This is a genomic window from Legionella worsleiensis (assembly GCF_001467535.1).
Classification (GTDB): domain Bacteria; phylum Pseudomonadota; class Gammaproteobacteria; order Legionellales; family Legionellaceae; genus Legionella; species Legionella worsleiensis.
The window spans coordinates 294,948-309,784 of record NZ_LNZC01000027.1; the positions used below are offsets into that span (position 1 = coordinate 294,948).

Here is a 14,837-nt window from a genome sequence, read left to right on the forward strand (position 1 = left end):
TAGTTGCGGCAGATAAGAACCTAAACCTGAGTCAAGTACAGCGACTAAAACAGCTTCAGCATCATCTGGGCTTGTTACTTCTGCATTTTTACATAAAGAAGACAGATAAGTACCCTGTCTCTTTTGGCATGCGGTTATGAGTACTTTGGCACTGACGCACATCCCTCTGATATTTAACAGTTGCGGCAGATAAGAACCTAAACCTGAGTCAAGTACAGCGACTAAAACAGCTTCTGCATCATCTGGCCTTGTTATTTCCGCTTTTTTGCATAAAGCAGGCAAATAAGTACCCTGTCCTTTTTTGCATGCGCTTATGAGTACCTTGGCGCTGACGCAGATTTCTGCCTGATTAAGTACTTGCGGAAGATAGGATGCGTATCCTGAATTGATTAATGATACCAAGAAAGTCTCTTGATTCAGGTTAAGGGATGCAAGCCATTCTGATGCTTGTGATGGATTTTTTTTAGCCAGGTTAAGATAGTCATTTATTTGTGTGGCAGTTAGTCGAACTTCGTACTTAATTTCTTCAAACGTCACGGCATGCCCCAATAAAAGCAGATAGTTTAATATTAAGCCATTATATCTTGCGTATCCGGTAAAGTCTACCAGCCCCTAAACTGCTAAAAAACTGCCGTAAAAAGTGATGGGAACCAAGCCATGGCTCTATAATTATTGGCTGAAATATGGTTTCAAATTATCAATTTGTTCTAAAAAAGTTTATCGCTTTTGTACTAAAAATATTTTGTATCCTGACCCAGGCAATGATTTAATACGTTTTATCAACAGATACAAATATGTTTTATAGCCTTATCTGTTGAGACACATCATTACTATTATGCGCAATAATCGTAAACTGGAAATGCTTTAGTTCAGATCGATGTGTAAAGTAAAAAAATGATATTTAAATCAAGGAGAGTGTTGTGGGTAAATTAAATGTTGAAGGAATGGCCGCACTTAAAGTGGAGAGGGATAAGCAAAAAGAACGATTGAACTCACTAATTTCAGGTCATTTTGATATCAATAATGCGGAGCAAATGCGTCAACTAAAAGGATACATCGATGATTTTGAATACAATGTGAATTTGATGTATGTTTACCAGGCTTTAAGTAATGGCCTAAAAGCTTGGGGAAGTTCTTGTATAATCGCCCTATTTTTACCCATACCTGATTTTATTAATCCTATCTTGTCCGCATGTCTGTATTTCGGTATTGCCGGTTTTATTCTGGAACGTTACAGTGTTTCTGATTTCGGCAATCAACTGATTGAAATGGAAAAACTTTATAACTGGTGCTTAAAAAATGGCAATCCAAAATACGACGATCATCTGGATAATACCGCAAAGTTACTGAACCCGGATATTCAAAAAATGATTCAATTAATGGCGCCCCTATGCCCCACTGAATTTATGATAGCCTGGCCCAAAGAAACAGAGAGAGCTCACGAGAGTTCACACTATTTATCAAGTGCCTTTTCAATGGGCTATTCTCTAATTTCATCACCCTTTTCCCTTTTTTCATCAGCATCAAGACCTGACGGTAATCAACAAATCGCCCTGAGGGATTTAAAAATCAGTGTTGAAACCCGAAGTCTGGATCGCAGCAGCTACACAGGATTCAAACAGGCAATAGACTATTTTATGACGACTATGGCCAACACCGATTATAAAGCATTGTTATGGTCAAAATGGGATGATTTAAAGACAGTGGCCCCAGAGCCTGTCGCTCACTTGCTAAATACACACAAAATGAGTTAAAATTAACCCGATCGATTTATTTTGAGTCGTTCGGGTGTCCACTTGCCTGGATCCAGTCTTTTTGAGGATTTTGATATGCCATCTGTTTTTTCCAGTAAAGAGTTACTTGATAAAAAGTACAAACGCTTATTCCTGAACAGATTATACATTGCGACAAAATTTAAAAATTACCTGTCTGCTCGTTTTAAGATCATAATTACAGAAAAACAACTAAAAGAACTATTTCTCAATCAGCCAAGCAAAATAAGCGAATTTTTAGCCCAAAAAAATGAGGAAAGCCCTATTCGTTTTTTTGGAGACTCAGAGCATAGCCACCCTCGCGACGCTCAAATTAGACTTATAGACCGATTAGTATTGGACAGCGTCCACGCTGAAATAACAGCCATTATTCTTACTCAGTTCATTAAAGAATATTACCAAAACCAGGATGCAATTGATAAAGAATGGAGTGATGAGATTCAAAGCGATTCAGCGGGTGATTCTACGTCTAATATGGCAATCATACTAAAGGCAATTACCTTGTATAAAGACAGAGTTTTTCAAGACCTGGTTTTTTCTGATGGGGACTGTATCTCTCTTTTTGATTTTGACGGGAGATGCATCAACCCAAACCGTACTGTTTTTAAAAATTGGCTTCCCAAGCCGGGCAAAAAATTATTTTTTGAATGGGAGCCAGTTGCTTATTTAAGCGCTGTAACAGTATTCAGTTGTTTAATCGCCACTATTATGTATTGGCCCTCATTGTTATTAGGACCCATAGGATGGAGCGTTGCTTTACCTTTATTGCTTACCGCAGCGGCTGTTGCGGCAGTAGGTTTAACGACATTTTTGATTTGTAGAATAATTATTGGAAATAAGGAGCAAGCAAACTCAAAGGAACACGTCACTTCCTCTTCCACTGAAATGATATTAGACAACCTCCCCTCCTCCTCGGTCGCACCCAAAACAGAACCCCAAGCACTGCCACCTACCGCTGGATATAAAGGGTTATTTGTTCCGATCTCCCACAATGTAGATGAAGAGAATACGCCAACACAATCTAACTCCTTAACCTAGATTTTCATCTATCTGTAATCGTCTCCTCTCTCCATAAACACTTTTCGTGATTATGGAGAGGGAATAAATAGAGAAATATGCTTATGGAACTTCTTTTGTAATATCAAAAAGTCAAACCTGGGATATGGCTATTTGATCCAAAGCAACTCAAAACAATATGAACACTCCATAACAAAAAAAGATCTGTGCAATAACCTCCTTGCCAAACAAACACAAAGTGAGTTAATATGAACCGGAACGTTTAAATTAAAATCGGTCAGTTGTTCGTTTGCTTGTGTATTTTTTTAGGATTTTCAAATGCCATCTATTTTTGCCAGTAAAGACTTGCTTGATAAAGAATATAAACGCCTATTTCTGGACAGATTATCCAGTGTAACAAAATTTAAAGATTGCCTGGCTGCTCGCTATGATAAAACAAGCATTACAGACTTTGAGCTTCAAGATCTGTTTTTAGACTATCATAGTAAAATAAATGAGTTTATCGGGACAAAAAATGAGAGCCGCATTGTTCATTTTTTTGGAGATTTTACTCGTAATGACACTCGTGATACCCAAATAAGACGTATAGACAAATTAGTGCTGGACAGCATTCACTTTGAAATAACCGGCACACTACTTACTCAATTCATTGCGGAATACAACGAAAATCAGGAGGCGATTGACCAGGAATGGAGTAGTGAGATTAATGTCGATACCGATGATGATTTAGACATCAAAAAGGCGCTCATACAAAATGCCATTTCATCAAATAAAGACAGAGTTTTTAATGATTTAATCTTTCCTGAAACAAATGAAACGATATCCCTTTTTGATTGTGATGGTGAACGCATCATTCCAGATCCCAATGTTTTTAAAAATTGGCTGCGCCAGCCTGAGGCACAAAAAACTAAAACAGTTCCTAATAACATGCATGCAATTGCAGAGGATATGCCCAAATATCAGCCTAAGAAAAAATCAGAATTATTAACCAATGGCTCGGTATTTGCCTTTGCTTTCTTATCAATAATAGCTCTATCATGCGCATTTATACTGTCTGGTGGATCGATTATTTTTGCAGCCCCATTACCCGTGTTGCTTGTTATGATGATACCCTGGATTTGTGATGAAGCTAATGGCAAAAACCAGCAAAAAAAATCAGAGGAACGCTTGGCAAATTCATCTACTGGAATGATGCTTGGTAGCCTCCCCTGCAACGCATCCAAAGCGATGTCTAAACCGCAGCCACCTGCTTCTGGCTCCAAAGAGTTATTTGTTCGAAACGATCAGAAGGCAGAGCATGATAATACACAAACACAATCAGAGCAGCTCCGTCCCGGTTAAATAGTTCCCTTCTCCCGCCTAAAAAAATGCTCGTGTACCTGGTATACACTCCGTTTTTTTTATACGGGAGATAGGGCAACCTGGGAAATTATTTTTATGATCATTACTGTGTTTTGTCACCATCCATCGGTTTTCCTATAAAATACACCCTTCTCCCTTGAGGGAGAAGGGTTGGGGATGAGGGTAGTTCAATAAATTTTATTCAGTGATTTGTAAAATTCTGTCTTCTCTCCCTGTATGTTATGAAAAACCTCGTAATTCCAGATTCGTCACACTCAATTCATTCAGCCCGCTTTCTTGCTAAACCGCTTTTATTCGATTATCGAAGTCTTATTTATTTACTTGACTAAAAGAATAGAAATACAATGTTTTTGAAGAAGTATTTTCCAAACTTTTAAAAGGATTTAAAATGCGTATTAAAACTATTCTAATTTCTGTTGCGCTGCTTTTTGTAACGCCCCTATATGCGAGCACTCTTTTTAACTTAACTTCAGAACCGGTTATTTTTTATCAATGCCCTATATCAATCACAAATAACCCCTTCGATCTTGCCTTATCGAATGGAGGCTATTTTGTTGTATCTCCTAATAAAAAAAAGGGAGAACTGCTGTTTACTCGTGTAGGTCAAATGTACTTGGACAAAAACAACTATTTTCGCATCAATGATAACAATTATTTGCTGGCAATAACAAAAAAACCAGATACGAACCAACTCCAAAAATTAAAAATCCCAACAAAAAATCTACCGGCCAAAGCAACCAGTAAAATTCATTTTATAATTAATTTCCCCGCATTGCTTACGGATACTGATGAGTACAGACACTCCTTAACGATCTATGATTCTTTATCCAGTAGCCATGTATTAACCATTAAATCAGCCAGAATTACCGCAAATTCCTGGCAAATTCGTGTCTTTATTGATGACGTAGAGCGAGATATGGGAACGTTGAGCTTCAATACATCAGGATTGCTAAGTACACAAGAAGGGTTAAATCATGTTCCATGGCCAACACCGTACGGCATGAAACAGCTTAAAATAGATTTTAAAACAAGCACCCAATACGCCAGTCCTTATAATGTTCAACTAGCCGAGAGGAACGGTTATAGTTCGGGAATTGTAGTAGGTGCAAGCATTACAGAAGATGGAGCAATTTCTTTAATTTACTCAAACGGTCAATACAGATTATTAAAACATCGTATTGCTGTTGCCTTGTTTGCTAATCCAGAATTTTTAGAACGTGTTAATCCCGCATCATTCAGACCTACTGAAAAATCCGGCCAGGCAATGATTCATTGGAGCAATAGCGAGAAAAACGTAGTAAGCGGTCTTTTGGAAACTGACTGTACTTAAAATTAATGCGCTAATCGCAAATCAAACGTTTAAGCCACCGAAGTTAGGGTGGCTTTTATTAAGCTGCTCCGCCTAAATACCTACCAACTCGACTGTTCCTAAAGCATGAGCATTAAACATGGTTTGTTTTTTATTTAATCTGGAACTATCATCTAATTTTATTCAGAAAAGAAAAATGCGTTAAATTATTGCATTATTACGCACAAAACATTCAGTTCAGGATATAATCAAAGGAATTACCCTGAATAATAGATAACCCATGCAGCAATTCAACAAAGCGAGACGGGATTTACCGAACAGTGATAACGAGTTATTCGAGTTAAATCAGTTTCCTTTATTCGATAAAGAACAAGCCATTAAAAATTGCGGTAACGAATCCATTTTACTCGAGTTAGTTACTTTAATGGCGTTAAAACAAATACCTGAAGATTTGGAACATATCAAAACGGCTTTTCAAGAACAGGATTACTCTTTAGTTGAACGCATTGCTCATAAAATCAAGAGTGGTGCTATGTATCTTGGTACAACACGTATGAAATTTGCCTGCCAATATGTTGAGCGTTATCGAAAATCAGGTGAGGATCAGTTATTCGCTCAACTTTATAGCCAAGCAGTTAAGGTGATTGAAGAAACCGAGCGCTTTCTTACGGATTGGCTTGAAAAATATACGCCTCTTAACGAAGAAATATAAGTTTTTTAATCTTCAAGCAGGAATAAAGAGATTAGGGAGACATCAGATGCAAGCCACCCATCAGCACACTTATCACCAGGATGATCAGCATCATTCTCAGTTGCAGATACCTTTGCGCTTTTAAAACACCATTTTCAGCCATTACTCGCAGATGCATTCTTTTTTTTATGGCCATGGTTCCATAACAATACCTGTTTTTTCTGTATTTTTTGAATGTCACTGGTGCTGATTTATGAAAGTACAAAGGCCCATAATCTACAAGGAGTTGCTCACCAGGTATAATATCCCGTGTTGCCTTACACACAATAAAGGATATTCCGTTTACCGTGTGAATCCAGTGCTTTGAATTTGCAAAAAGGTGTACAGATGATCGTGACGATGCGTTTGCATCAGGATTTGGAGCATGATTAATAAACCGAGTGATATTTCCATAATACCGTGCGTCAAGAATCATGTTCAGACAGTCATCATCAGGTTTGAATGCATAACTTAAAAAAGTCGGTAATCGAACGTGTTTTACTCCAGCATAAATGCCAATAAAGTCATCTTGTTTTATTGGTTGTTTACAAAACACACCAAATCCTACCACGGGGCTAATATAACGTAATTCCAAGCGGGAAAGATCTGCTGGATTTTTAAAAAATGCATCAAAAGAATCGTGAAGAAAATAAAGCGCATCACCGTTTACTAATGAGGGAAGATCGACCATTGTAAAGGTATCATCAATAATTAAGTCGTCTGAATAATTAAAAGGGGCTTTAAGAAAGGCACTGATCATTCTATTTAACTGTGGAATTGTAATAGACTCAGTTGCAGAATGCTCCTCATTTATTGAAATATTCAGGGTATCAGGGATTTTTTGCTGCGCATAATTCACGGATGGATTTATTTTAAAAACACATAAATGAGGATGCTCTGTGTGAAGCAACGTTTTGTAGACAAAAATAGCAGAATAAAATAACTCTTCAACACAACTGTATTCATAATGATAAACAGAATCTCTTGAGGGAGTAAAAGGCTCTGATAAAAGAGGATGACTGAAATCGGAACACTTAAAAAAATCCGCAAGCATCATTTCTCGATTATCAGAAAAGAGGCACATTCTCGTATCAAGATTAATCGCAACCTGACTATCTTCACCATCAGAATTACAATTCGTAAGAGTAAGCGAAACCAATTAAGCTCCCGATTTAATCAATTAAGTGCGCATCAAGACAATCTTTAACGACATGGCTGAACTCTGCTGATTACTATCAGAGCACCCTTAATCACTCACTGGGCAAGGAGGCTATAAATTCAGTCACTTGTTTCGGTGTTAATTCATAGGTCTGCCCTCGGGTAAGAAATCGGGGCATGGAAAGCATTCCATAGCGAATACGAATCAAGCGGCTTACTTCCAGTCCCTGTGATTCCCAAAGTCTTCTGACTTCTCTGTTTCTCCCTTCGTTTAAAGTGACATGATACCAGCTGTTAGTACCCTCACCACCACGAAATTCAATTTTGGTAAACTGAGCCATCCCATCGTCCAGAGTAACGCCTTTTTGTAAATTAGCCAATGCCTCAGGACTAACTTGCCCATGTACTCTCACGGCATACTCTCGCTCCAAGCCGTATTTGGGATGCATGAGCTTATTAGCTAATTCGCCATCATTGGTAAAAATCAATAATCCTGATGTATTGAGATCCAACCGGCCGACCTGAACCCAACGTCCCTGACGCAAATGAGGTAAATTATCAAATACGGTTTTATCAAATTTAGGATCATGCCGGCTGGAGATTTCACCAACAGGCTTGTGGTATAGCAATATTCGCGTATTTTGTTTGATCTTTAGTGGATTGGGAATCAGTTTTCCTTTAACCGTTATTTTATCAAGAGGTCCGGCTGAATCACCTAACTTGACAGACTGACCATTAACCTGAACCCAGCCATTTTCTATCCAGCGCTCCATTTCCCTGCGCGACCCAAGTCCAGCCTGACTTAATATTTTTTGTAACCGTTCATTGCTCATTCAGTATTACACTCTTCATTAGATTGGTTTGCATTGTGCAAAGTCATTGTTTCCATAACTTCAGGTAAAGTTGGAAGCTCATGCAAATAAGATAAATTAAAATAATTTAAAAATTCTTTGGTTGTAGTATATACAGCCGGCTTCCCTGCAACATCCTTATAACCTGCAATGCGAATCCATTCCCTCTCCATCAACGTTTTCATAATATGGCTATTGACTGCCACACCACGAATTTCTTCTATATCTGCTCGAGTTACTGGTTGCTTATAAGCAATTATTGCCAAAGTTTCAAGTAAGGCACGAGAGTATTTAGATGGTTTTTCAATCTGTAACCGTGCAACCCAGTTGCTGTATAACGATTTGGTTTGTATTTGATACCCAGAAGCCACTTGAATTAATTCAAACGAACGAGTTGCATAATCGGTTTGCAACAAAGTAATCACGTCCTTTATCTGAGAAAGCTCAGGTCTTTGCCACTCATCAAATACTTCTTGCAACTGCTCGGGAGTCATAGCTTCCTGGCTACTCAACAACAGTGCTTCAATGACATTTTTAAGTTCATTTACTTCCATCTTAAGCCGCCTGCAGATGGATGGGGGAAAAAGGCTGATTTTGAGTAATGACGATCAGTGATTGCCTGGCTAGCTCAAGAATAGCCAATAAAGAAACAACTAATCCCATGCGCCCTTCTTCAGGGGAAAATAAGTGGGTCAATTCTAAAACCTTATGTTCCTGTAATTTATGCAACACGATACTCATTCTCTCCCGAACAGACATCGTTTCACGTGCTATCTGGTGGTGCGACATGTGTTCTTCTCGCAAAAGCAAACCTTTCATGGCATCAATCAAATCAGCAAGTGAGACGTCGGGATAAACCTTGATGGTTTCAATTTCATCCGGGATGACATGTACTATAAAATTATCCCTATCTTTGCGAGGAAGAGCATCAAGCAACTGCGCCGCTTCCTTGATTTGCTCGTAAGCCTGCAATTTTCTAACTAAAGTCATGCGTGGGTCTTCTTCTTCCTCATCATCGGAATTAGTGGACACAGGCAGTAAGAGCCTGGATTTTATTTCTGCCAACATAGCAGCCATAAGTAAATAATCAGCAGCCAATTCAAGGCGCCTGCATTCCATGAGTTGGATGTATTGCAGATACTGTCGGGTAATACTCACCATGGGAATGTCCAATATATCAATATTTTGTTTACGAATAAGATACAACAGTAAATCCAATGGTCCGCTAAACGAATCCAGCAATACTTCCAAAGCGTCTGGAGGAATAAATAAGTCATCAGGAACCTGAGTGAGCTCTACCCCACCTACTATGGCTTTTATTTCAGGTTTACTTGATAACTCCAGGCTCATTAATAGTCCAGCCCCATCACTTCTCTGACCGAATTCAGGTTTTTCACTGCTTCTTCTCGAGCAGCTTCACTTCCCTCGGTTACAATTCGTTTGACTGAACCCAAATCAGATTCGTAATCAGCGATAGCCTCTTGTATTGGCTGAAGCTCCTGATTGATGGCATCAATTACAGGCCGTTTACAATCAATACAGCCAATACCTGCAGTTTTACATCCCGCTTGCACCCAGTTTTTTACATCCTCTTTTGAATATATTTTATGAAACTGCCAAACGGGGCATTTGTCGGGGTCGCCTGGATCAGTGCGCTTGACTCGTGCAGGATCTGTAGGCATGGTCAACACTTTCTTTTCTACTTGAGCAGGCTCCTCTCGTAACATAATGGTGTTATGATAGGATTTTGACATTTTTTGGCCATCGGTTCCTGGCATTTTTGATATTTCGGTCAGTAAAGGTTGTGGTTCGGGTAAGATTATTTTCCCACTTCCTTCCAGATAACCCAAAAGGCGCTCTTTATCGCCTATAGACAAATTGGATTGATCTTCCAAAAGAGCCTGCGCAGTTTTTATTGCATCATGTATTCCATTTTCCTGAAATTGGCGGCGTAATTCAGTGTATATTTTGCTATTTTTTTTACCCATTTTCTTAATCGCTTCATGAGCCAACTCTTCAAAATTAGGCTCTTTACCAAAAATGTGATTAAAACGACGGGCAATTTCGCGTGTTAACTCAATATGGGCTACTTGATCCTCACCAACAGGAACATAATCGGCGTGGTACAATAAAACATCAGCACTCTGCAATAAGGGATAACCTAAAAATCCGTAGGTAGAAAGATCTTTTTCTTTTAATTTTTCCTGTTGGTCTTTAAAACTAGGGACACGTTCTAACCAACCAAGAGGCGTTATCATAGACAAAAGCAGATGAAGTTCTGCATGCTCCGGCACCCAGGATTGCACAAATATTTTTGATAAACCAGGATTGACTCCACAGGCAAGCCAATCAATGATCATATCCCATAAGTGTTTTTTCATAAAATCGGTTTGCTCGTATTGGGTAGTCAAACCATGCCAATCAGCAGCAAAGAAGAAACAATCGTATTGATGTTGTAATTTAATCCAGTTTTTTAACACACCATGATAATGCCCAAGATGCAATCTTCCACTGACACGCATTCCAGAAACGACTCGTTTATTGGAAGTAAATAATGCTGACATCAAAATCCTCTTTGTTTAAAAAAAATTACCATCAAAACTGATTTAATCTAAAATTGACTCACACCACATGCAGTAAAACACCCTGCTTTTACAGAAAACGATTTATCTGAAAGGCTCAGGATCACCCTTTCCTTCTCTAAGAATTACCGGATAATCGCCGGTTAAATCAACAACAGTTGTTGGTTCGTGACCACAATTTCCACCATCAATTATCAAATCAGTCTGGTTGCCCAAAAGATCTTTAATGGCTTCCGGTTCACTTAAAGGAGCCTGCGCTCCGGGCAAAATCAACGTGGTGCTCATTAATGGGGCTTCCAAACTCTCAAGCAAGGACAAGGTAATGGTATTGTCCGGGACTCTAAGGCCAAGAGTTCTTCGTTTGGGATGAAGCATCAATCGAGGAACCTCGTGGGTTGCATTGAGAATAAATGTATAGGAACCCGGCGTAAAAGCCTTTAAAAGTCTAAAAATGGAATTGGATACTTTAGCATAAGTGCCCAATTGCGACAGATCACGACAAACAAGCGTCATGTTGTGATTTTTATCCAACTGCCTCAAGCGTCTTATTCGCTCCAACGCCGACTTATTACCCAAGCTGCAGCCCAAAGCATAGCCTGAATCCGTTGGATAGACTATTAAACCGCCATCTTCAATGATGGAAACCGCTTTTCTTACCAAGCGAGCCTGTGGGTTATCAGGATGTAATGCATAAAACTGACTCATAAAGTCCCCTGTTCAATGTTCCATTCGTGCCATATAGGTTTACAGTTTACTGGTAGTTGTTGCTGGCGTCCAAGATTTGTTCTCGACAATGAATCGCTATGAAAATCAGAACCAGAAGATGCCAACAAATCAAAACGTAAACATGCGGCAGCCATTTCTTTAATCTGAGAAACATTCATTTCGCCTGAAACCACCTCAAGACCCTTTCCACCAGAATCCTTGAATATATTGATTAACTCATGCAATTTTGAGCGCGTCAATCCATATTTGAGAGGATGAGCTATGACTGCTTGTCCTCCTGCGTGATTAATGCCATCTACCGCCTCTTGAATACTGATCCATGGCGTAGGAACATAAGCAGCTTTACCTCGCCCCAGAAACTGTTTGAAAGCAGTTTTCATATCTCGCGTTTTACCCTCGTTTATTAGAATTTGAGCAAAATGAGGACGTCCAACTCGTTCATGTCCTGCAATTTGACATGCTTTTTCATAGGCATTCTCAACGCCAAACAAACGAAGCAAATCACCAATTTGCTCAGCACGCTGTATGCGGCTAAGATTTTGCCTGGTGATCAGTTCGTTTAATTCTGCTGTATGAGCAATTTGATAACCCAAAATGTGGATGTCGTATTTTTTCCACCGAGTACTGAATTCAATGCCATTGATTATTTGAATACCCGTATTTTGTGCTGCCTCATTTAAAGATGCATATCCTGCGACTGTATCGTGATCGGTTAGAGAAAGGCATTTAATGTGCTGTTGCTGAGCCTTAAGCACTAATTCAGCAGGGCTTAATGCTCCATCAGAAAAATGACTGTGACAATGAAGATCTATCATAAAGAAGAATTAACAGCGTTCAAAAGCCGAATTATACCATCAGGATAAACGAAAAACCCCAAAACAAGGCAAAAATCTTTTTTTAATGGTAACTCCCCACGTCATCAAAAGAAGTAAATGATTTCTGTTTTATACTGCCCATTTTCATACGTTTGGCCTGAAAATCGGTGAATTACTTGCAGAACAAGACCTTTTTGCACTATTCTTAACATATGGTTAGTTACTTAAAACACACACTTTGAGCAGTTCATACAATTGTGACATTGTAAAATTACCTTCACTAAATAGTCAGGAACTGGCAAACCTGTGCGGTGTTTTGCACTGTAATATTCGATTTTTAGAAGAGCATTTTAAAGTAACCATTAAATTAAAACAGCAGTCTTTGCAAATTTGCAGCCAGTCTAATGCTGATTTTGCAGAATTGAAGCATGTTTTAACATCACTCTATTCCTTAAGTAAAAAACCCATCAACATCATAACACTTCGTAGTTTAATTAATGAGGATTATCAATCAGCAATGACTCACCATATCAAGTTATCTCGTAAATCAATTTCGGCACGTAACAACAAACAGGCCGCATTTCTTGACTCCATAGATCAATGCGACATCACTTTTGCGGTAGGGCCTGCAGGTACTGGTAAAACTTACCTTGCAGTCTCCAAGGCCATTGAATGTTTTGAAAAAGGTGAGGTACAAAGACTTATTTTTGTTCGACCTGCAGTAGAAGCTGGCGAAAAGTTAGGATTCTTACCCGGAGATTTGGTAGAAAAAGTACTCCCCTACTTAAGGCCAATTTACGATGCGCTTTATGAAATGATAGGTTTCAAAGAAACCCAAAAATTAATTCAAAGCGATATTATTGAAGTTTTACCCTTAGCTTTTATGAGGGGTCGCACCCTTAATGAGTCCTTTATTATCCTGGATGAAGCGCAAAACACAACAGTAATGCAGATGAAGATGTTTTTAACTCGTATGGGATTTGGTTCCAAAACAGTCATCACTGGCGATATAACTCAGGTTGATTTGCCCAAAGGTACAGAATCAGGCCTTGCTCATGCAATCAAGCTGTTTAAAAAAATTCCAGAGATTAGCATTAACACATTTACCAGCAAAGAGGTTGTTCGTCATCCTTTAGTTTCTCAAATCATTGATTGTTATGATCTCGAGCATTCTGGAAAAATACAATGACCTATCATGTTGATGTACAAAATGCGACAAACCAGCAACCTCCAGTATCAGAAGATGAGTTGATTAAACTGGCTGGTCTGGCCTTAAGAGATCAGTGTAATGATGCGGAACTAACCGTCCGTTTAGTTGATGCAGAAGAAATGATTTACCTGAATAATACCTACAGAAAACAGAATAAAACTACCAATGTTCTTGCTTTTCCTTGTAGTTTACCCGATACCATTAAATTAGAGTGCCCATTACTGGGTGATGTGATTATTTGCCCTGAAGTGCTATTGGAAGAAAGCAAACAAATGCAAAAGTCACTTCATGAACATTGGGCCTTGATCATCATTCACGGTGTCCTGCATTTATTAGGCTATGATCATATTGAAGATGATGATGCACGAGTGATGCAAGATCTTGAGATTAAATTATTGGCTGAATTAGGATATAGAAATCCTTATCACTTTGAGGAAAACAATCTTGAGTAAAGAGGAAGAGAGCGGTTCGTGGTTTACTCGATTGAAACACTTTATACACGGTGAGCCACAAAATCAGGAAGAACTAGTGAGTTTGTTGAGGGATGCACAGATTAGGTCTCTGATTAATTCTGAAACTCTTGCCATGATAGAGGGTGCTATTTTATTTTCGAAAATGCGGGTACGAGATATTATGTTACCCAAAAATCAAATGGTCTCTATTAATCAGGACGATGATTACGCAGAGATCATCAAGGTAGTCACACAAACAGGCCATTCACGATTTCCAGTTACCGGCGAAAATATTAATGAAGTAGTCGGTATTTTGCATGCGAAAGATTTATTAAGATATCAAATGGAACACAATGAAACCTTTGATCTGCTTGATATTTGTCGCCATGTAACCTTTGTTCCAGAGAGTAGAAGGCTTGACAGTCTGCTTAGTGAATTTCGGAGTAACCGTAATCACATGGCTATTGTCGTTGATGAATATGGTGAAATATCAGGATTTGTTACTATTGAAGACATTATTGAGCAAATTATTGGTGATATTGAAGATGAGTTTGATATAGACGAAGATGCGTACATCAAAGCACATGATGATCAGTGCTACATTATCAAAGCCCATACGCCTATAGAGGAGTTCAATGAGCAGCTTCACGCTCATTTTAGCGATGAAACTTATGACACCATTGGCGGTATCGTCATGAATAATTTTGGTTATTTGCCTACTCGTGGTGAAGTGATTAACATAGATGACTTTGAATTTAAAATAATTAATTCAGATGCCAGAAGAATCAAACTTCTGGAATGCATTGATAAACGGACTTTAGAGAATACTCACAAACCTGTTAAAGGATAAGCA

At 38.7% G+C, this 14,837-nt stretch carries 16 protein-coding genes; 8 read left to right on the forward strand and 8 right to left on the reverse strand.

Annotation, left to right across the window (positions count from 1 at the left end):
• Positions 1–537: hypothetical protein (locus tag Lwor_RS13970; protein ID WP_193786618.1), on the reverse strand; the 537-nt coding region annotated here is incomplete at its 3' end.
• A 383-nt stretch (positions 538–920) separates the two neighbouring features.
• On the opposite strand from Lwor_RS13970, the gene Lwor_RS10845 reads away from it, so the two are divergent.
• The 5 genes from Lwor_RS10845 (at position 921) to Lwor_RS10865 (ending at position 6,172) form a co-directional block, all read left to right on the forward strand.
• On the forward strand, positions 921–1,754 hold the full coding sequence (locus tag Lwor_RS10845; RefSeq protein ID WP_058493891.1) for a hypothetical protein: 834 nt from the start codon (positions 921–923) through the stop codon (positions 1,752–1,754).
• Positions 1,755–1,829: 75 nt separating this feature from the next.
• Positions 1,830–2,810 carry a hypothetical protein gene (locus tag Lwor_RS10850; protein ID WP_058493892.1) on the forward strand — a complete coding sequence of 327 codons (981 nt, stop codon included), beginning with the start codon at positions 1,830–1,832 and terminating at the stop codon, positions 2,808–2,810.
• Positions 2,811–3,107: 297 nt separating this feature from the next.
• Positions 3,108–4,130, forward strand: coding sequence for a hypothetical protein (locus tag Lwor_RS10855; protein ID WP_058493893.1), 1,023 nt, complete (start codon positions 3,108–3,110; stop codon positions 4,128–4,130).
• Positions 4,131–4,539: 409 nt separating this feature from the next.
• Entirely contained in the window at positions 4,540–5,481 is a 942-nt protein-coding gene (locus Lwor_RS10860) for a flagellar hook-basal body complex protein (RefSeq protein WP_058493894.1), read from the forward strand.
• A 259-nt stretch (positions 5,482–5,740) separates the two neighbouring features.
• Positions 5,741–6,172, forward strand: a complete 432-nt coding sequence (locus Lwor_RS10865) for an Hpt domain-containing protein (protein ID WP_058493895.1) — start codon at positions 5,741–5,743, stop codon at positions 6,170–6,172.
• Positions 6,173–6,203: 31 nt separating this feature from the next.
• Here the strand turns inward: Lwor_RS10865 and Lwor_RS10870 are convergent, their stop codons facing one another.
• The 7 genes from Lwor_RS10870 to Lwor_RS10900 form a co-directional block, all read right to left on the reverse strand.
• The gene (locus Lwor_RS10870) at positions 6,204–7,349 is read right to left on the reverse strand and encodes an SET domain-containing protein-lysine N-methyltransferase (RefSeq protein WP_147279882.1); all 1,146 of its coding nucleotides are present in this window, start codon (positions 7,347–7,349) and stop codon (positions 6,204–6,206) included.
• 91 nt (positions 7,350–7,440) lie between these two features.
• The gene (gene rluB / locus Lwor_RS10875; protein ID WP_058493897.1) at positions 7,441–8,181 is read right to left on the reverse strand and encodes a 23S rRNA pseudouridine(2605) synthase RluB; all 741 of its coding nucleotides are present in this window, start codon (positions 8,179–8,181) and stop codon (positions 7,441–7,443) included.
• The gene (gene scpB, locus Lwor_RS10880; protein ID WP_058493898.1) at positions 8,178–8,753 is read right to left on the reverse strand and encodes an SMC-Scp complex subunit ScpB; all 576 of its coding nucleotides are present in this window, start codon (positions 8,751–8,753) and stop codon (positions 8,178–8,180) included. The genes rluB and scpB overlap by 4 nt, the downstream gene beginning before the upstream one ends.
• Position 8,754: 1 nt before the next feature.
• On the reverse strand, positions 8,755–9,549 hold the full coding sequence (locus tag Lwor_RS10885) for a segregation and condensation protein A (protein ID WP_058493899.1): 795 nt from the start codon (positions 9,547–9,549) through the stop codon (positions 8,755–8,757).
• Positions 9,549–10,763: a tryptophan--tRNA ligase gene (locus Lwor_RS10890; protein WP_058493900.1), complete on the reverse strand. Its 1,215-nt coding sequence runs from the start codon at positions 10,761–10,763 to the stop codon at positions 9,549–9,551. The genes Lwor_RS10885 and Lwor_RS10890 overlap by 1 nt, the downstream gene beginning before the upstream one ends.
• Positions 10,764–10,865: 102 nt before the next feature.
• The gene (locus Lwor_RS10895) at positions 10,866–11,486 is read right to left on the reverse strand and encodes an L-threonylcarbamoyladenylate synthase (protein ID WP_058493901.1); all 621 of its coding nucleotides are present in this window, start codon (positions 11,484–11,486) and stop codon (positions 10,866–10,868) included.
• The gene (locus Lwor_RS10900) at positions 11,483–12,322 is read right to left on the reverse strand and encodes a PHP domain-containing protein (protein WP_058493902.1); all 840 of its coding nucleotides are present in this window, start codon (positions 12,320–12,322) and stop codon (positions 11,483–11,485) included. The genes Lwor_RS10895 and Lwor_RS10900 overlap by 4 nt, the downstream gene beginning before the upstream one ends.
• Positions 12,323–12,704: 382 nt before the next feature.
• Between Lwor_RS10900 and Lwor_RS10905 the strand changes: the two genes are divergently transcribed.
• Genes Lwor_RS10905 through Lwor_RS10915 form a run of 3 tightly spaced genes read left to right on the forward strand, consistent with a single transcriptional unit; the run spans position 12,705 to position 14,834 of the window.
• Positions 12,705–13,511: a PhoH family protein gene (locus Lwor_RS10905; protein WP_162262305.1), complete on the forward strand. Its 807-nt coding sequence runs from the start codon at positions 12,705–12,707 to the stop codon at positions 13,509–13,511.
• A complete protein-coding gene (gene ybeY, locus Lwor_RS10910; RefSeq protein WP_058493904.1) occupies positions 13,508–13,984 on the forward strand; it encodes an rRNA maturation RNase YbeY in 477 nt (158 codons plus the stop codon). Before Lwor_RS10905 ends, ybeY begins: the two co-directional genes overlap by 4 nt.
• Positions 13,977–14,834 (forward strand): HlyC/CorC family transporter, encoded by an 858-nt coding sequence (locus tag Lwor_RS10915; protein ID WP_058493905.1) that lies wholly within the window; start codon positions 13,977–13,979, stop codon positions 14,832–14,834. The genes ybeY and Lwor_RS10915 overlap by 8 nt, the downstream gene beginning before the upstream one ends.
• The last annotated feature ends 3 nt before the right edge of the window (positions 14,835–14,837 follow it).